The organism is Dactylosporangium sp. NBC_01737 (assembly GCF_035963215.1).
Classification (GTDB): domain Bacteria; phylum Actinomycetota; class Actinomycetes; order Mycobacteriales; family Micromonosporaceae; genus Dactylosporangium.
Window position 1 is genome coordinate 4,824,570 of record NZ_CP109153.1, and the last position, 18,695, is coordinate 4,843,264.

The 18,695-nt window shown below is 68.3% G+C and carries 7 protein-coding genes; 1 reads left to right on the forward strand and 6 read right to left on the reverse strand.

From position 1 onward, the window contains the following. The first annotated feature begins 101 nt into the window (after positions 1 to 101). Positions 102 to 1,202, forward strand: coding sequence for a hypothetical protein (locus OHA72_RS22035; protein WP_327009665.1), 1,101 nt, complete (start codon positions 102 to 104; stop codon positions 1,200 to 1,202). Here OHA72_RS22035 and OHA72_RS22040 read toward each other — a convergent pair. From OHA72_RS22040 to pglW, 6 genes are read right to left on the reverse strand one after another with little or no spacing between them, the layout of a single operon-like run. Next, entirely contained in the window at positions 1,189 to 3,288 is a 2,100-nt protein-coding gene (locus tag OHA72_RS22040) for a DEAD/DEAH box helicase (protein WP_327009666.1), read from the reverse strand. The genes OHA72_RS22035 and OHA72_RS22040 overlap by 14 nt on opposite strands. Continuing rightward, positions 3,285 to 4,622, reverse strand: a complete 1,338-nt coding sequence (gene brxD, locus OHA72_RS22045; RefSeq protein WP_327009667.1) for a BREX system ATP-binding protein BrxD — start codon at positions 4,620 to 4,622, stop codon at positions 3,285 to 3,287. The genes OHA72_RS22040 and brxD overlap by 4 nt, the downstream gene beginning before the upstream one ends. Continuing rightward, a complete protein-coding gene (gene pglZ, locus OHA72_RS22050; RefSeq protein ID WP_327009668.1) occupies positions 4,619 to 7,276 on the reverse strand; it encodes a BREX-2 system phosphatase PglZ in 2,658 nt (885 codons plus the stop codon). The genes brxD and pglZ overlap by 4 nt, the downstream gene beginning before the upstream one ends. Continuing rightward, a complete protein-coding gene (locus tag OHA72_RS22055; protein ID WP_327009669.1) occupies positions 7,273 to 10,998 on the reverse strand; it encodes a DUF6079 family protein in 3,726 nt (1,241 codons plus the stop codon). The genes pglZ and OHA72_RS22055 overlap by 4 nt, the downstream gene beginning before the upstream one ends. Next, complete coding sequence (gene pglX, locus OHA72_RS22060) at positions 10,995 to 14,492, reverse strand: BREX-2 system adenine-specific DNA-methyltransferase PglX (RefSeq protein WP_327009670.1); 3,498 nt, start codon at positions 14,490 to 14,492, stop codon at positions 10,995 to 10,997. Before pglX ends, OHA72_RS22055 begins: the two co-directional genes overlap by 4 nt. Next, positions 14,489 to 18,643, reverse strand: a complete 4,155-nt coding sequence (gene pglW / locus OHA72_RS22065) for a BREX system serine/threonine kinase PglW (RefSeq protein WP_327009671.1) — start codon at positions 18,641 to 18,643, stop codon at positions 14,489 to 14,491. The genes pglX and pglW overlap by 4 nt, the downstream gene beginning before the upstream one ends. Between the last annotated feature and the right edge of the window lie 52 nt (positions 18,644 to 18,695).

Sequence of the window (18,695 nt, forward strand, 5' to 3'; positions counted from 1 at the left end):
ACGTACCGTATCAACCCTGCTCGCGAACACGACGCTACGCCGCCTGAACCTCCGCGTAACTCCGTTGGATCGCGTTGGGACGGGAGCGCTACCGTACGTCGATGAGTTCTTTGCCGGCCCTCCGCGGCTACCTTCTGGAGGAGGCGCTCGCCTGGCTGGTTCGGGCGAGTGGATACCGGCTGCTGACGAACGTTGCCGACGATCCGGATGGTGCGTTGACCTCGGCCGGTAACGGGTTGCTCGTCAAGGGCCGGGGAGCGAACCATCAGGCGGACACGCTCGGCGAGTTCGTGTACGTTCCGCCGTTTTCGCTGCCGATCCGGTTGTTCGTGGAAGCCAAGTTCCGAGATGGCACGACCGGGATCGAGGCGGTGCGCAACGCGTTTGGCGTTGTGAGCGACGTCAACGAGAACTACATCCAGACGGAGCCCGGTCGGCGGCCTCGGCGGCGTTACCGGTACGTCTATACCCTATTTTCGACCTCGGGGTTCTCTGCACCGGCGCAGGAGTACGCGATCGCGCACCAGATCTCGCTGGTGGACCTGTCCGGAGATGCTTTCGACTGGCTGAGGTCTACGGTGCGTCAGGCCGCGGCAGAGGTGTTCGCGCTGGAGCAGTCCGCGAAGGCTCAGGACCCGAAGGCGTCGATCCCTCAGGCTAAAATTCGCGAGGCGATCAGGAGGCAGCTGGAGACCACCGGGCCAGCCCTGACGTCGATCATTGTCCCGAACTGGTGGTCGGAGCGCATCGAGCACAGCTTGACGGAGATCGCGACGGCCATGCACATGGGGCTCCAAGCGGCTGACGGTCAGGAGCTGCTACTCGGCTTTCCACCTGCGCCATTCGTGCTGACGTTGGCGGCACAGCCTCCGTACACGATGAAGCACTTCCTCACCTTTGCCCGGCATCGGCAGCGTCATGCGGTGGGGCTTCGCCGGCAGCGGGTGGACGCTCACGTGACGCAGTGGGAGGTGTTCGCGAGGGAAAGCCCGGATGCGTACCGGTTGTCGTTCACGGTGCCCGATCGGGTCGAGGAGTGGATCGGGCAGAGTGAGAGCATGCGCAAGCGGGTTCTGGTTATCAAGGAGAGCCTGCTGGCGACGATCGTCATGTACCGCGTACGCAACGGCCACGTCACGGTCTACCAACTGGAGTACCAGCCAGCCGAGCTGAGCACCCCCGAACGGCCTACAGCGACGTGACCCACCGGAACGGTGAGGCAAGCACGGTCTGTGCTGCAGGCCCGTCGGCTGCCCGTTCGGCGAGTGTTGTGGTGGCGAGGTCGGCCGGGAGTACTTCGCCGAACTTGAGCCCGGTGACTGCTTCGTCGTCGATCTCCGGTGCCGGCAGCCGGTGGGTGTCGACGGTGTCGATGAGCTGCCGAAGCGCGGGTGCGGTGAGGTCGCCTCGGAGCCGGATCATGTGATCGTCGAGGCGGCCGCCGTCGACCGCGGCTTTCGGTAGCGAGGCGGCGAGAGTGGCGTTGGCGCGTCGCCCGGCCCAGGTCCACCAGCGATGCTCGTCGTCGAGGATCTGGACGACCGTCCCGCCGTCCCAGACTTGGGATGCGCGGTCCTCACGCAACGTCGCGAGGGTCTGCTCGGCGCGGTGGGAGTGGTTGACATCGGGCTGTGTGCCGAGCAGGACGCGACGTTGAGCCTGGGCCAGCTCGTAGGACTGGGGTGGCAGGAAGCCGTGCCACAGGCTCCGGCCTGGCAGGTCGGTGCCTTCGACGTAGCAGCGTTGGCGGTTCCAGTCGACATGGGTGACTTTCCAGGTCCGGCCGCCGAGGACGATGACGCGAGGTCCGTCGACCTTGATGGTGAGGGCGAGCGCGTCGGTGCTGCCGATCTGTTGTCGGCCGTGCAGGACGGTGAACTCGGGCGGGGCTGCGAAGACGGTGAGCAGTTCCATGAAGTGGCGGCGGCCGTAGCGGCGTTCGGTCTCGGGTCCGATGGCGAGCATGCCGGTGTCGAGGTCGAGGTGGCCGGTTGCGACGAGCCAGTCCACGATGCGGGGAGTGGTGTCGTCGAAAAGGGAGAGGTCGCCGTACCAGGCGGGCCAGATGTCGGCGCCGACGCGGCCCTCCTGCAGGCATAGCGCCAGGAGTTGCTGCGCGACGATGTGCCGTGGCGTCGGGGGTGGCGTGACCGGCTCGACGTATCCGTCACGCCACAGTGTCAGCAGGCCAGCTGCTTTCAGGAGCGTGTCCTGTTTGGTGGTGAGGAACAGGGTGTTGCGTGCGGTGCCGGGCCGGCGGCCGGTCCGGCCGAGACGTTGCAGGAACGACGCCACGGTGCGGGGAGCGTCGAGCTGGATCACGCGGTCGAGGTCGCCGACGTCGACGCCGAGTTCGAGGGTCGAGGTGGCGACGATGACGCAGTCGCGGGCCTCGGCGAACGCTTCCTCGGCCTGCCGGCGTTCGTCGGCGGCGAGGGAGGAGTGCGAGACGAACGTCTGGACGCCTCTGCCGCGTAGCGCGAACGCGAGCTGTTCGACCTGGCTGCGGCTGTCGCAGAACGCGAGGCGTTTCTCCCCGTGGTGTAGGGCGGCGATGATGGTCGCGGCGTTGTCCACGCTGCCGACGTAGTCGAGGGTCACGTCCACCCGCGGTGCGGGGCCGGTCGGTGTGTCGGGTGCGACGACGGTACCGGTGCGGTGTCCGACGTTGGCGCCTTGCAGCCAGTGCAGGAGTTGGTCGGGGTTGCCGACGGTGGCGGAGAGCCCGATGCGCTGGAGACGTCGGCCAGCGAGCCGTGAGAGGCGTTCCAGGACGGCGAGAAGGTGCCAACCGCGGTCGTCGCTGGCGAAGGCGTGGACCTCGTCGACGATGACCAGACGCAGGTCGGCGAAGAGTTGCCGTGGGTCGGTGAGGGTCGACACGAGCATCGCTTCGAGGGACTCGGGCGTGGTGAGCAGAAGGTCCGGCCGGGCGATGCGGAGGCGTCGGCGTTGGGTGGCACCTGTGTCGCCGTGCCAGAGTCCGGCGGTGCGGCCGATCCAGCTCGCGTAGCCGGCGATGCGAGGGTGCAGGTTGTTCAGCAGCGCCCGGAGCGGGCACAGGTACAGCACGGAGATGCCGGACCAGTCCCGGTCCGCCATCGCGCTGAGGGTGGGGAAGACGGCGGCTTCGGTCTTGCCGCCGGCGGTGGGCGCCAGGAGCAGCGCGTCGTGTCCGCCGAGGATCGGTTCGATGGCTGCGGACTGCAGCGGCCGTAGGTCAGGCCAGCCGAGGGTGTTGACGATGTGATGGACCAGGCCGGGGTGGAGGTGGTCGACGCCGGTCATGACGGCAGGTGCAGGTCGATGTCGTCGACGCTTTCGATGGCCAGGCCGGCGGCGTTGCGTTCGACGTCGGTGAGTTCGGCGGCGGTGAGGGTGACCGGGTAGTGGCGGCGGGGGTCGAAGTCGGGGAACTGTTCGACGCGGTCGAGGACGTCGGCGACCAGTTTCTTCAGGTACACCCGTGGTGCCACCCCGACCTTGCCGCCGAGTTGGCCGGTGACGGTGTCGGCGAGCAACGCGACGTAGGCGTCGTCGACCGTGGCTGCGACCCGGTCGCGGTCGGGTAGGCCGCTCACGAACAGGTTCCGGACGCGTCCGCCGAGGTCGCGCAGCCCGTCGGTGGTGAACCCGGGCAGTCGCAGTTGGATCGCCCGCGGGTTGTCGAACCGGACGTCCGCGGTGAAGTCGGTGGCCAGCCGCTGCGCCAGCGGGGGTAGCCGCTGCGCGCCCTGCACACCGTCGAAGAACGCCGGGGTGCCGGTGATGACGAGGTAGAGGCCGGGGAACCGGCCGCCGTCGACCTCGTCGATGAGTTGCCGCAACGCGTTGAGCGCTTTGTCCCGGACGTCGGAGCGCATCCGTTGCAGGGTCTCCACCTCGTCGAGGACGATCAGCAGGCCGGGGTGCCCGCAGCCGCGCAGGACGGTGAGCAGCCCTTGCAGGAACGCCAGCGCGCCGAAGTGGTCCAGTTCGCCCTTCAGTCCGGCGGCGCGGCGCACGACCGATGCGACGTTGGGCTGCCCTCCGAGCCAGGCTGCCAGCCCTTCAGCGGTTGCCTGGTCCCCGGCGCCGGTGGCCGTACGGTAGCCGCGCAGCGCGGATGCGAAGGCGGGTGCGTTGCGGGCGATGTCACCGAGCCGCCGGTCGAGCAGTTGGTCGACACCGGCGCTGAGCGCGTCGGTGTCGGTCTCGGCGATGTCGCTGGTGGCGAGGACGTCCTCTTCGAGGGCGTAGATCCAGGCGTCGAGTACCGGGCGCAGCGCCGACGGGGGGAACTCGGCGGTGGCGAGGTTGTCGCAGACGCGGCGGTAGACAGTTTCCAGCCGGTGCAGCGGCGTCTCGGTCTCCGAGATCTGCACCTCCGCGACGGCCAGACCGCGGTGCTTGGCCCGCTCGGCCAGCCAACGGGTGAAGAACGTCTTGCCGGCGCCGTACTCGCCACGTACCGCCTTGAAGACGGCTCCTCCGTTGGCGGCGACCTCGAGTTCGGCGTCGATCGCCGCCTCGAACCGGCCGAGCCCGACCGCCAGCAGATCCAGGCCGTTGCGGGGAACCGTGCCGCGGCGCAACGCGTCGATGACCTCGCGGCGTCGCCGCTCGCTGACGTCCACGCTCACGCCGACGTCCCGAGCTCGAACTGGTCCCGCAGCATTTTCTCGTCGAGCGTGACGATCTGGCCGTCGACCTCCACCGCCTGGTAGCCCTCGACGGCCAGGACGCGCCGCAGGATGGTCACCACGTTTGCGATGCGTTGCGCGGGTACGTCCGCGCGTGCGGCGAGGGTCTCCAGCGGCAACCGGCCCCCGGCCTCGTGCAGCGCGGTCAGCAACGCGGACACCCGCTCGTCGGGCAGCACCGGACGACCGGCCAACCGCAAGGCGCGGTTGCGTTTGTACCGGGTACTGGCCAACAGCGCTGCGACGAACGTGGGCGCGGTACCGATCGTCTCCGCGTGCGGTGCTGCGGGTGCGATGTCGAACAGGGTTGCTTCCTCGATCGGTGTCACGATGCTCGACACGCTGACCGGTCCTCGCCACCACGCCGGGGACGCGACGGGAGCCGCGGACCATCCGGCTGGCGCCGGTTCGCCGGCGGCGGTCAGGATCGTCAGTGGGATCACCACTTCGGCGGCGCTGGCGCCGCCGTGGTAGCAGGCCTTGCGGGCGCTGTAGCGCACCGTCTCCCGCCACGGCAGGATCACGTCGCCGTCGGCGAGGACGACTCGCCGACCCGCGACGCGGATCTCGCCGTCTCCGGCCGGCGGCCCGGCGGCGGTGGGCCGCCACCGGGCGGACAGCACACCGGTACCTCCGCGCAGTTCACCGTCCGGGCCCCGGTCTACCACGTGCCCGTGGTCGGAGAGCATGACGACGACCCGTCCTCTGGCGGCGTCGAGCAGGTGCCGCACCATGCGTACGGCGTCGAGGGTCCACGCGGTGGCCGCCGGGTCGCTGCGGTCCAACGCGTCGTCGATGGTGTTCACCACAGCGGCGACCGTCCGGATCGATGGGTCCCGCAACGCGGCGACGACCGGCGAGGCGAGGCTCTGCCCCGCACCGGAGAGCAGATCAGCCTTGTGAAACAGCACCGCTTCCGACCCCAGTTGCTGCCGCAGCCCGGCCCGCTCCTCGACCTGTCCTCCCCGGCGCAGCTCACCGGCGAACAGACTGGTGCGGCTAACCTCGGTCACCGTCGGCAGCGCCGCGACTACACCGGCCCGGCGACCGCCGGCCGCGGTGAGTTCCCACCAGTCGGCGACCACGGCGGACTCGACAAGTTCGGTGCTGGCTGCGGCCCCCATCCCGTCCACGACGAGCAGGAACACCGGCCGGTCCGCGTCGACGAGGGGTTTCACCACCCGGCGTACCACGTCTTCGACGAAGTACATGCCACCGGCTGGGCTGTCTGCTCTGGTGGTCGCTGCGAGCAGGGCCGCGAACTGCTCGTCGTGGTGGGTGCGGCGAGCGTCCACAGCAGCGTGCAGCTCACGGTAGACGGCGGCGAGCGCCGGGTCACTGACCCCGACCCAGAGCCGCAGCCTGGCCCGGTCGAGCCAACCGTCGGTGGTGACCTGCCGGTCCACCGCGTCGGCGAGAGTCGCCGGTGGCTCGTCGGGCATGGCCAGCCACCGCAGCGCCCGCATCGCCATCAACGCGGTCAGGTGCTGGTCACCAACGGGGGCAAGCCGGTGCTGGGCAACCATCCGCAGCGCGGCCTCGGCCGCTTCCAGCGTCGGCGTACTCATCCGGCGTAGCGCTGCCCGCACTTCCTCGGCGAAGGTCTTGAGCCGGGCGTCGAGGCCGCCGGGCAGCAGGTCGGAGCGGCCGACGAGGCTCGCTGCCTGCAGCTGGCGAACTAGGTCCTCGGCCCGGCCGAGGATGCGTTGGACCTCGTGCTTGTCCTCACCGCCGAGGGCGCGCACGACCCAGGCGAGCACGGTCCGGTTCCACTCCGCCGCCTCGTGCTCGCGTGGTGTGGCGCCGCCGAGGAACTGCTCGAACCGCACCCGCGCGGCGGCCACCGCCGCGGTTGGAGCCCGGCCGTCCCACAGCAGCCCGGCGATCAGACCGAGCGGGATCGCGTCGGTGCCGTGCCCTGCGTCGACCGCGGCGAGCGTCCACCGCGCGGTCGGCCCCGCGGTCTCCGCCAACCAGCCAGCCACGATCGCGCGTAGCCGCGCGTCGACCGCCGTGTATCGCACCACATCGCTGCCCCGTAGTGTCCACTGCACCACACCGGTGGCGTCAAGGTCGTCCGGGCCGATCCCGAGCAGGCGTGCCGACAGCAGCCGCATGGCACCGTCGCGGGTGACCACCCCACCGCGCACCGGCGGCCAGCCACCGGCCGGCGCGTACTCCAACAGTGCTTCGGCCAGGTGTCGGCGCTGCCGCACCAACGCCGGGTCGAGAGCGGCGGCCTCGAAATGGGCCCGCACGATCTCCCACGGGTCGATGTTGAGGACCGTCTGGTTGGAGCAATGGGCGAGCACCCCGGCCCCGAGGTCGTCATCGTCCCGGTCGGTGAGCACTACCAGCCGTTCGCCGGGTGTCAGCTCCACCAGCGCTGCGCGGACCGCCAGCGACGAGCGGGCCGGCTTGATCCGCACCACGGTGTCACCGATCCGCAGTACCGGCTCACCGGTCCACTGTGGACGAGCGAACAGCGCGAGGACCGGTTCGCGCCGCCCGCTGCGCAGCCAGTCGACCACCATGGCCCGCACCTGGGCCTCGGTGGCCACCGGCGCGGCGATCGCAGCCGCGGCGCTGGTCACTCGACCGACCATTCCAGCCGGATCCGCCGACCCGGATGCTCGTCACGGAACCGTCGCAGCGAGGCGACCGCCTTGTCGAAGGACGCGTCGTCGGAGACGTCGGCCTCGCCGCCGGTACGCACCAGCGGCGGCACCACCGGCGGATCTACCACCGGCGGATCTACCGCTGGAGGTGTGACGACAGGCGGTGTCACGACCGGCGGAAGCGGCGGGGGCGGTGGGAGCGCCCGTGCCAGCAGATCGGTCGCCTCCCGCACCGCGGTCCGCAGCGCGTCCGCAAGGTCGGCATGCAGCTGCTCCCGCCTGGCCGAGTCGGCCAGCTTGTCCAGCAGGACCCGTGCCTCCTCCGCCCGAGCGTCCTGCAGGCCTGCCACCGTGCTCAGCAGATGCCACGACGTGCGGACCAATTCCTCGGTCTGCGTCTTCCCCTCAACCAGGTACTTGCTGGCCGTGACCGCATCGACGTCGCCCAGGTCCGGATCGGCCAGTACCTCGACGAGCACCACATCGTCGTGTTCGTTGACAATCTCGTCGAGCAGCGCGGCGACCCGCTTCGCGGTGGCCAGCCGGCTGACCGGGGCGGCCGGGTCGATGCCCAGCTGATCAGCGTGCGACTCCAGACCCTTGACCAGCTCCCGAACATCGGGTGCCGCCTGGCGGGCGTACTCGCGGACCGTGGCGCCGAACCGGGCGAGGTTCGCCGCGGAGAGCCGGCTCGCGGGCCGCAGCGGCGTCAACCCGTTGACGGTCGCCAGGGCGGCCTTCCACTTCGCGCCGTCGGGGCGGCGGTCGATCCGCAGTTCCATGTCGTCGGTGATGTTGTCCAGCCCCGGCGACTGGATTTTCGTCTCGTCCCGGTACCAGGACAGATCCTGGTCGAGTGCGAACACCGCGATCAGCAGGTGCTGCACCACCCGGTCCAAACCGCGTGGCTGCGGCAAGTCGGTCAGCCGACGCAGCAGCGTCACCGGGAACCGGTCACTGGCCCCCTCGGCGGCCTTGGCCTCCTTCAGAAAATGGGCGCTCCACCACAGGTACGTCGGGTTCACCGTGTAGATGCCCTCGTCGGTGCATTCCCCGAGTCGCAGCGGGTTGACGACCCTGCGCACGTTGCGCCGATCGGCCTGCTCGATCGTGACCCGGCGGGCCGGGTCGGCGACCGCCCGCTGCACGTACTCCAAAATCTTGCGCAGCAGCACGACGGGGACGAGCGCCTCGTCCTCGGGCAGGTTCGGGGTTCCCGGGTACACCCAGGCGAGCATCTGCCCGGTCAGGTGGTCGAACGCTGCTCGCAGCGTCCCGCCGATCGGCTTCGCCGGGGTGAAGCCCCGCGCGATGGTCTGCAACACCGGATCCGGGTCGTCGACCACATCCGCCGGCTGTGCCCGGACCACACCGTAAGCCTGCTTGAGACAGTCCACGACGCGGACCCGGGTCGCGCGCAACTGCTGTTCCAGCATCGCCTTCGCCTGCGCCCGCTCCGCCGGGGAAAAGTCCGACGCGAGCGTGTACAGCCGGTCGTCGCCACCGCCAGCGAGCAGGTAGTTCAGCTTCACCAGCGTGCCGACCAGACCCAACCGGTCGTCGGTCAGAAAATACGGCAACCAGAACAATGTCTGACTGTCGAGGTGACCGCCGATCGACCGGATCCGGGCCGTGTCGCTGCGCCGGGTGTGGATCTCGTCGTCGAACGGATAGTCCACCACGATCCGCCATCGACCGCCGACCGCTGTGGCCTCAGCCTCGGGTAGTTCGTTGGCGTCGCGGATGTTGGCGAACACCACGTCGACGTGATGACGCCGGCCACGCCACTCCCGCGGCTGCTGCTGCGCGGCGAACATCCCGTCCGGTGCGGTGATCCCCAACTCGGCGCAGACCAGCTCCCTGATCAGTCGCCGCCGCGCACCCGGCGTGTCCTCCGTCGTCGGGACCCGCTCGATCAGGACCGTGTAGTCCACTTCGGACAACTCAAGGCGGATCACCGGATCGGTGCCCTCACCGATCTGGATCTCCGGAATGTGCACGGCCAGCTCACGCAACCGCTGCAGCACCATCGGCGGCTCCGACCCGATGATCGGGCTGACCATGCTGCCGTAGTTGAGCGCGTTGAGCCGCGCCGCCGTCAAGTTCGTCAACGCCGGCACGTCCGGCACCAACGCCGCTAGCAGCAGCGTCTTCACGAGTTTGTCATCGGCATGGACCTGATGACTGGCCGGCAGCGCACCCACCGTCGCCTCGGTCTGCTTGCTGTACGTCAGCACCAGCGGACGCAACCGCCGGTACAACGTCCGGGCCGTCTCGAAGTGCTTCTTCAACTGCGGGTTGTCCGGCAGCTCACCCTTCGCGACCAACTCGTCGAACAGCTCCGCGACCCCGATGACGTCGTTGACCCGCAACCGGTCCCGCCCCGCGACCAGCAGCCGCGCCATCACCTTCAACGCGGTCCGTTCCCGCTGCAACGCCTGCGACAACGACACCAACGTCGCCACCAACGCCGGGCTGAACGGGTACAGCCGCCGGAACACCGCCGCGTCCGACCCAACCCCCGCGTCGCCGTACTGGTTGCCGGCCACGAGGGTGTCCCACACGTCCCGACGCCGCTGCACCGCCGCGAACGCCTCGTCGATGATCCGCTTGCCGTCCCCGATCGGGCGCAGCAAACGCCGCTCGGCGATCAGCGGCAGGTTCCGGTCCGGCAGCACGATCTCCGCGAACCGTCCCCGCCCGTGCCGGAACACATCGGAGAACGCCTGCCGCTCCGCACCCGGCACGTGCGGGCCGAGGAACTCAACCAGATCCCGCTGCCGCGCCACGAACGACACGATCGGCACCGCGCGGTGCTTGTCCGCCGACTCCACGAACTTCGCGAGCTTGCCGCCCTCCTGGTTGACGAACTCCAGGTTCGACAGGTGTTGCGACAACCAGAGGATCAACTCGTCCAGGAACAGCACGATCACGTCGTAGCCGAGCGACTTCGCGTGCTGCGTGACAACGGCGAGGCCCTCGTCGATGTCCAGGTACTCACCGCTATGGACGGCACCGGTGAACACCGTCGCGGTCAGATCCGAGACCAGCCGGTCACGATCCGGCGTGCCTGGCGGCTGCACCGCCGCCGCCGCGTAGCGGGCAGCGTCCCAACCACCGCGGTAGTTGCCCCACCCGGCCGACCCGCCACCGGACGCGCCGTTCAGCCGCGCGAAGAACCGCTCATCACCCACATCGGCCCGATACTCAGTCGCGTTCACCAGCAGCGTGTCCGAGCGGTGCACCGCCGGCGGCGGTGCACTGGGCTCGAGCTCGACAATCTGCCGACGGTATCCACTGAACACCGCCTCCTCCAGCGACCGCGCGCCGAGCAGATGGAACGTCAGAGGCAGCACCTTGCGGCCCTTGAGCCACCGATCCGCGTCCGCGACCGGACCCGCCAGCTCCGCGATCGCGCGGGCATCCGGGTTACCCCGCAGCAACTCGTGCAGCACCACCATGAAATGGCTCTTGCCCGCACCGAACGACCCGTGCAGGAACGCCGCCTGCGACCGTCCGGTCTCGACCGCCTGACCAACCAGCCCCAACGCACTGACGAAGTCGTCGCGCAGGTTGTCGGTGACCACATATTCCCGCAGCGTCTCCTCGGCGCGGCTCACCCCCTCGGACAGCCGCATCACAAAGTCGGAGTCGGTCACCCGCTCCGGGATCTTGATAACGTCACGCAACAGCGTCACACCAACACCCCCAACGCGATCTCAGCCCGGTCGGCCTCCCAGGACGCCAACTCCGCGTCGACGAACGCTGTGTAGAACTCCGCCGGGCTCCCCGGATAGCCCAGCACCGGCCCAGCGTGCCATTGGTGCAACCAGGGCTCCAGTTCCGCCACACCGGCCAGCAACGGCAGCAACTGCTGCTTCGTCCACCCGTCGTACTGCTTGCGCTCCATGTAGAGGTTCGCCAGCGCCTGTGCCTGCTCCAGATGATCCCAACCGGCCCAACCCAGGATCGGCAACGCGTCCCGGCCGGCGTTCGGGTACACCACGAACCGCTCCTTCGGCACGTCCAGCTTTCCCCGGTTACGCCAGTAGGACGTCCGCGCGAAGTCCGCCTGGGCGTACTTCGGCGGCACCGGGATCGGCGACGACAGGCGCTCGCCGCTGTCCTCCTGGCGCTGCAGGTCCCAGACGTCTTCCCACTGCTTCCGCTTGGCCAGACCCGACGGCTTGTAGCGGTACGCGGCCAGGAACGGCACCGTCTCGTCCGCCACCAGCTTCGTCAGCTCAGCGGCCAGGTCGTAGTCGTCCCGGCCGCAGAACAGCGCCAACACCGACCGGAAATCCGGGTCGACCCCGATCCGGTCGGCGAGGACACCCACCGGCAATGCCCGGCCCGCATCCGGACCCCGCCACAGCACCTCGGCCTCAAGCCGGTCCAGCAGCCAATCGCGCAGCGCCTGGTGCTCCTGCACATCCCAGGGCGTCGACGACCACCGGCGCTTGCACTCCGGACGCTCGATCAACGCAAGATCCGTACGAGACTCGATCACCGCGATCCGCTTCAAAACCATTTCCTTGTACTCCTGCGGCCAGCCCTCCGGCACCAAGGGCGTTGGCTGCGATCGGTGTCGGACGAACCACTCAGGGATCGGCTCGCCCTCACCGATCTCGCGGGCCATGAGAATCTCGAACGCCCGCTGCCCCAACCGAAGTTCCGGCAGCATAGCCTCCGGCACGGTCAGATCCTCATTGAGAAGGCCGTAGACCTGGTAGGCCTCCCAGTCCAGCTCCTCCTGCAACGCGACCATCCGCCCATGGATATGGTCATACTCCACGTGTGCGGCATCAAGCGTCTGACGATTCGGGATAGGGTCGGCGCAAACAGCGGATGGCCGAACCCTGGCAAGCTCGTGTGCTAGCCGATCGAGCAAACCTGCCCGCTCAGATGATGTGATAGCTGGCACTGGGAAGTTTTCAAGCTTGGTCGCGTTAAACTGATATCGCTCCATCCATGGCTCGGGTTGTATGCCGCGCCCAACTCCGCTGCCACCCTTACGATGGCTAACCTGCTTGAGCCAGAAGCACGCAGTCGATGAGTTGAGCAGACCAAGCAATGCAAGGTGCGCATCCTCTGTAGCGGGCGTCGGCAGTTTGATCATCGGCGCAGTCTGCTTAAGTACCTTTCCATCCCGATCTAAGCCGAAGTGGTTGTGCGTCGCCACCTCGCCCCACGTGATCGAAAGTTTAACGCCTGATTTGTCGGCGGTGAGCTGATGCCATTCGTACCACGGCCGACCTTCCTGGAAGTATGTGAGCTTGGCGAATGTCGCTCTGTTGCCCAGAGTAGTTCTAGCTCCCCAAAGGCGCCTCATGATTCGAGGAAAGCTGTCCACCGGTTCGAGGGTTAATGAGTCGCTGTAAGGAAAGAAGACCCGAGAGTGGTTGAGAAATGAGAAGTCACGGATCTCGTCGCCCGATACGGCGATCGCAAATCCCCTGTTTTCCAGCGAATATCGACGTATGACCGCGGACGAGGTGTTCATGATGTCATCAGCATTTGTCATTCCAAAAACGCCGATTCTTGATGCGGCATAGCCCAACGGTTCAGTGGACTCCTCAATTGCCGCACGCATCTCCGATGCGCCTCCGCCGCCAAGGCTCCAAGGATGCTGAGCAAAGCCAGCGGCCGAAACATCTGCAACTGTGACGTATGGGTTGGCCTCACCCGGTTGATCGATGTTTCCTTCAATTGCCGACCAAACCAATCCCCTGGATGGGTCTTCCGGCTCGCCGGGCTCGCCTTGGATGCCGAGCACTGCCCGCAGCGTCGGCCGCTTAGGACGACGCCGCACCCCTATCAGGATAATCGTAGGGGTGCCATGCCCCGGGATGTATGCGCCTGAGGTGTCAATGACGTGACTCAGTTCCACCTTCTTAGCGAAGAAGTCGGTGATGAGCTTCTTGCCGAATTCCCGCTTCATGAAGGAGTTAGACGTGATCTGGCCGACAATCCCAGCACGTCCCGAGGCGTCGCTTCCTCGTACAAGTTCGAAGAAGCGCTCCGCGAATGGCACCGAAAGTGCGTACTTTCCGGAACAGGAGTCGTACATGTCTCGGTACAGGTCGTTGAGGTACTTGTCCTTGACGGTGATGTAGGGCGGATTGCCGACTGCGACGGTGTACTGCGCCGGTTTCAGGAGTTTCTTGAGGGTCGGAGCGTCTTCGGTGTAGTAGGCGTACGCCTCGCCGGTTTCCAGCAGGTGCAGCATGTCGCCCTGGTGGGAGGAGTCCTCGTCCCCCCAACGCAGCAGGGAGTCGCCCACGGCAAGCCGCATCGAGAAGCCCGGCGATTCGGCAAGACTCTTCTCGTCGCAGTACCGCAGGGCCTCGACGAGGAGTCGGAAGCGGGCGATCGCGACGGCGAACGGGTTGATGTCCACGCCGGCGATCTGGTCCAGGACCTTCTGCGCTCGTTCCCGCCGGTTGAGGTCTGGGTGGCGGTGTTCCCACAGTGGCAGCAGGCGGTGGAACGCGCCGAGCAGGAAGTGACCGGAGCCGCAGGTCGGGTCGATGAGCGAGGTTTCCTCGAGGCCGTAGTCCTTGATGGACTCGTCCAGCGTGAGCTTGAGAATGAACTCCTCGACGAACTCCGGCGTCTGCAGCAGCGCATAGCGTTTGCGGGCGTCCAGCGACAGCTTCTCGTAGAGGTCACCGAGAAATCGGGTGCTCAGGTCCGAGTCGGTGTAGTCGTGCACCCCGGCGCCGCGTCGCCAGAAGTCCAGTAGGTCGGTGGCGGCGTCGGCGGAGAGGTCCCAGCGCCAGATCGGGTTGTGTTCGTCGAAGAGTGCCGTGGTGGCACGCAGCGAGGCGAGGTGCGTGAACGCCTGCCGGATCCAGTGCCGGTCGTTGTCGGTGGGGTGCTCCAGGAAGTACTCGGTGGCAGCCTCGACGGCCTCGTCGGTGCGTTGGCCGGGTCCGGCGATGTAGGGCCGGTCGATGAGGTCGTTGTCCTCGCAGAAGCGGACGAACACGGTGCCGAGCACCCAGGCGACCGCGGCCTGGTCGAGCTGTTCCTCGCGCCATGCCTCGTAGGTGGCGCCGGTACGCCTGCCGTACGCCTCCTTGTATTGGGCCTCCAGCCAGCTCTTGAGTGCCGGCACCGCCTCGGACTGATCGCGCAGGTCGGCCGAGACGGTCTTGAGCTGGCGTTGCAAGGCGGCGAGCTGGGTCACGCGTTGGCCTTTCCGGTTGCCGGAACGGGTCGCCACCAGACGTCCGGGAGCCAGGTGAGCTGGCTGCCGGAGGTGACAGGGATGGGCTGGTCGTCGAGAAGTTGTTTGCTGCCGGGCGCTGGCACGAGCAGCAACCGGGCCGCGGGCCGGGGCACGCCGTTGTCCGCCAGCGTGGCGATGAGGTCCATGCAGCCGTACCGGGCCAGCGGCGCCGCCTCGGTCAGTAGCACCGCGTGGCCGGTCGCGAGCGACGACTGAAGACGCGGTACCACCTCGGCTCGGACGGCGCTCTCAAGGTTGCGGCGGTCCGGGTGGGCTGGCTCCCGCGCGTCGGATTCGAGAATGAGCTCCCACGGGACGCCCAGTGACCGCAGCGTCTCGACCAGGACCGCAGTGACGTTCAACTCGGTGAGCCCGAACCGCTCCAGCAGCGCCCGGCGCGCACCGTCGAGGGCGGACGGTTTCACGAGCACGGCCAGGAAGCCGTCCCGGTCGAGGACGGCGGCGAGTCGGGCGTCGGCCTCGGCGGCGGCGTCTGGGCCGGCGGGCAGCAGCGGGCCGGTGGTGGCGCGGGTCCTGCTGGCGAACAGGTCGCTGCCCGGACTGGTCGGTGTGGTGTACCGGTCGTGGCGCCATTCCAGGGCGACACCGTTGGCGGCGAGCAGCCGGTCGAGGGCTGGCCGGCCGGGAAGCTCGGCGGCGCGCGGGAATCGGGCTCGGACCCGTTTGCGGACCTCGTCGATGGACAGCGACCGGCCGGGCGGGACCGCGAGGCTTCCCGCGGCCAGCCGCAGCGCGGTCTCGGCCGCGAGACCAATCGGGTAGAGCTGTTCCTGGGCGTTGACCGCCACCGCCCCCGCCGCAGCGGCGAGGGACAGCAACCGGCTGTCGGACATCTGCGGCAGGCCCACCGGTGGAGGGAGCTCGCGGAGCCGTTCCAGAACCCGGGTGCGGGTGGGTAGCGACGGAGTGGCCGCCAGCCGCTGTGCGATCTTGCCGAGCCGCGAGGCGTACTGCAGGAACTCTTCGGCGGTGTGCTCAGAGTCCGGATCGTCGGGCTCGCGTCCGATGAGGACGGTCGCGCCGATGCGGAGCTGGTCCAGCCGTGCGTCGCCGCCGCGGGCCAACTCCGTCTCCACCGCGGCCCGGACCAGCCCTATCGCCTGTGTGGTGCGTTTCGGTTCGGGGCTGAACGAGCCGTGCGCGGCAATCAGTTCGTCGCCCAGTTCGTCGACGGACATCACGCCACCATTGCCGTCGAGCAGGGCGACGATCTCGTTACGGACCTGGTCGAGCGCGGTGACGTCCAACCAGCGGTCGGTCAGCCGTTCCATGATCTGGCTGACACGCTGCGAGGTGACTCCGCAGTGGCGGGCCAGATCGACCTGGGACGGCCAGCGCAGCGGCTCATGGCCACCGGGCGGCACCGCCGTGCCGAGCAGCAGCGGGACGACCGTCGTGTCGGCCGACCGGCGCCGCGACGACGGCGGCGTCGCCAGCAGTTCGATCAGCGTCTCGACACCCGCCACCGGCAACAGACCAGGGTCGCCGGTCGGCTCGCTGGTTTCGGTCTGCGACACCGAGAACACCGCGCGGAGTTCCTTGGCGCGGCGACGGATCTCGGTCTTCGTCGCCTGGGAGACGCCGGCCAGCCGAGACAATGCCATCTGGTCCTGGTGGACCAGATCGGCGACGGTGTGCACACCGATGCGTTCCAGTGCCGACCGGGCCTTGGGGGTGAGCCCCACCCGTTCCAGCGGCGTGTCCAGCCCGAGTGCCGCCGGGCCGCCGTCGATGACGGTGCCATGATCGGTACCCGGGGCGGGCAGCGCGACGAAGACCCGGCGCCAGGCGTCGGCCATGTCCTCGAAGGTGTCGAACCGCCGGCGAGCATCCCGCGCGAGTGCCTTGGCGAAGAAGGCGACCATGCCTTCGGCAATTGACGGGTCGAACAGCTCCGGCGGGAGGGAGACCTCGTCGGTCAGGTGCGCCGGATAAGTCACGCCATCACCCCAGCGGGGGAGGGTGCCGGTGGCCATCTCGTACAGCGTGACACCGATCGCGAAGCGCTCCGCGGCTGCGTCGTAGCGTGCGCGGCGGGGCGGCCCGAGGAATGGGTCGAGATAGGGCGGGGTCCCGGCGGTCAGCTGGTCGGCGGGTGCGGCGGCGAGAGAGAAGTCGAAGACGCAGAGGTGCAGTTCGCCGTCCTTGGACCTGGGTCGCGCCGCCAGGTTGGCCGGTTTGATGTCCCGGTGGGTGATTCCTTCGGCGTCCAGCGCCCGGATCACGTCGAGGAGGTCCTTGCCATAGCGTTCTAGCTGTTCAAGGTTGAGCCGTCCGCCCGAGGCGAGCTGGTCGGCGAGAGTCTTCGGGCCGGCGTAGTCCAATAGCAGCCCGATCTGGCCACCGACCTCGATCGGTCCCTTGATCAGGCGGATGATCTGCCAGTGCGGCACGCGGTCGAGGACGGCCGCCTCGTCGAGCAGACGCTGGTTCTTCTCCGGGTCGCGAGCGACCTTCAACACGATTTCGGTGCCGTGTTCGTCGCGGACCAGGAACGCGATCGACGTCGCGCCGGCACCGAGCCGGTCGACGACGGTCAGCCCACCTTCGAGGACGTCGCCGCTGCGGGCCTGGAGCGGGTTGATCTGTGGTACCGGGTCCGGGGCGGTGAGGTCCTCCTCGACCTGGTCGAGACCTGCCAGGAACAGCGCAACCGTCTTGGTGCGGCTCGGCACGACGGCGCAGGTGGCGTCGAACACGAGGTTCACCAGGCTGCTCGGCGCGGCATCGAACGATGCGGTGATGTCCAGCCCGCCGAGGAGATCCAACACCGCCTTGCGCTCCGCGACACTCGTGGCCGGCGGACGGCCCGTCAGGATGTGGTACGAGACCGCACCGAGCGCAAAGACATCCAGCAGCACGCCAGGTGCCTCGGGGTTGGTGACCTCCGGGGCCTGGTAGACACGTGACTGCTCATCGACGAGCTGCTCGACGTGTTGCGTGCCCACGATCGCGCCCTGTGACGTCGTGGTGGTGCCGGGGATACGGCCGCCGGTTTGCCAGTCGATGATCACCAGGCCCGGTCGCGACGATGCCGGCTTGCGCACGAAGATCGATCGCGGGTTGAGGTTGCGGTGGACCAGATGGCGGGAGTGGGCGTACCGCATCGTGTCAGCCAGCTCGCGAACCAGGTCCAGGCGTTTGTCGATGGTCAGCTCGGCGTCGTGCTCGGCGAGCCACTGATCGAGGCGTACCCATTCCTCGCCGTGATCGAAGATCACAGCTGGCCCGTGAGCATGCTCGACAAGATCATGGGCCTGCACGATGCCGTCGTGACGGATGCCCTGCAGCAGCCGGAACTCCCGCTCCGCCGCGCGCCGGATCATGTCCTGGTCGGCGTCGGCACGCCCGGTCAGGTAGAACCGCACCCGGCGCACTAGGTCGGTCTGCTGGTGTCCGGCGAGGAAGTCCTGCCAGCCGACACCCTCCGCGAACGGGCGCGGCGCCAGCAGCAACTGGCCCACCATCCGTTTGGACACCGACGGACGCAGCCCACACGCTTCGATCAACGCCACGATGTCCCGCGCCGTCGTGCGGTCGATCCCGCCGCTGGCCGGCCGGTGTATCAACAGCCGCTCCACGTCCTCCAGGCCGGCGGCAGCCGACCCGTGGGGACCATAGACTCGCTGCCGGCCGATCGGATCCAGCGTCGACCGCACGTTCGCGGCATGCAGGAACACGGCTGCGTCGACGTACGGCACTCGAGCACGCCGACCCGGGGTCCGGGTGGCGTACTGCTCCAGCAGCGAGCGCAGCCTGCGCGCCTTGCGGTTCGCCAGGATCACCGGGTTGTCGACGATGCGGACGCGACCATTCGGCATGGTCCGCCGCCACTGGAAGCCGTCCCCACCGATCTCGCCCTGCCAGTGCTTGAGCTCCAGCACGTAGAGCCCCTGCGGCAACAGGATCAGCAGGTCAACCTCGTTGACCGAACCGTCCGTGCCCTGGAACTCGACATTGGCCCACGCGTGGTAAGGATCGCCGTCCGGCAGCAGCGACTGAATCTGCTGCAGGCCCTCACGCTCGTGCGGCCAGTCGCTGGCGTTGATCTCCCGCCAACGTGGTGAATCCGGCCGGATCGTGATCACCCCTCAGTGCCGCACCGTAGTCAAAATCGTCGCAAACAGCGATCTTCACAGT

Excerpts from the sequence above, each read along its gene's own strand:
- OHA72_RS22035 (WP_327009665.1), top strand. The coding sequence starts at position 102 with ATGAGTTCTTTGCCGGCCCTCCGCGGCTACCTTCTGGAGGAGGCGCTC.
- OHA72_RS22040 (WP_327009666.1), bottom strand. The coding sequence starts at position 3,288 with ATGACCGGCGTCGACCACCTCCACCCCGGCCTGGTCCATCACATCGTC.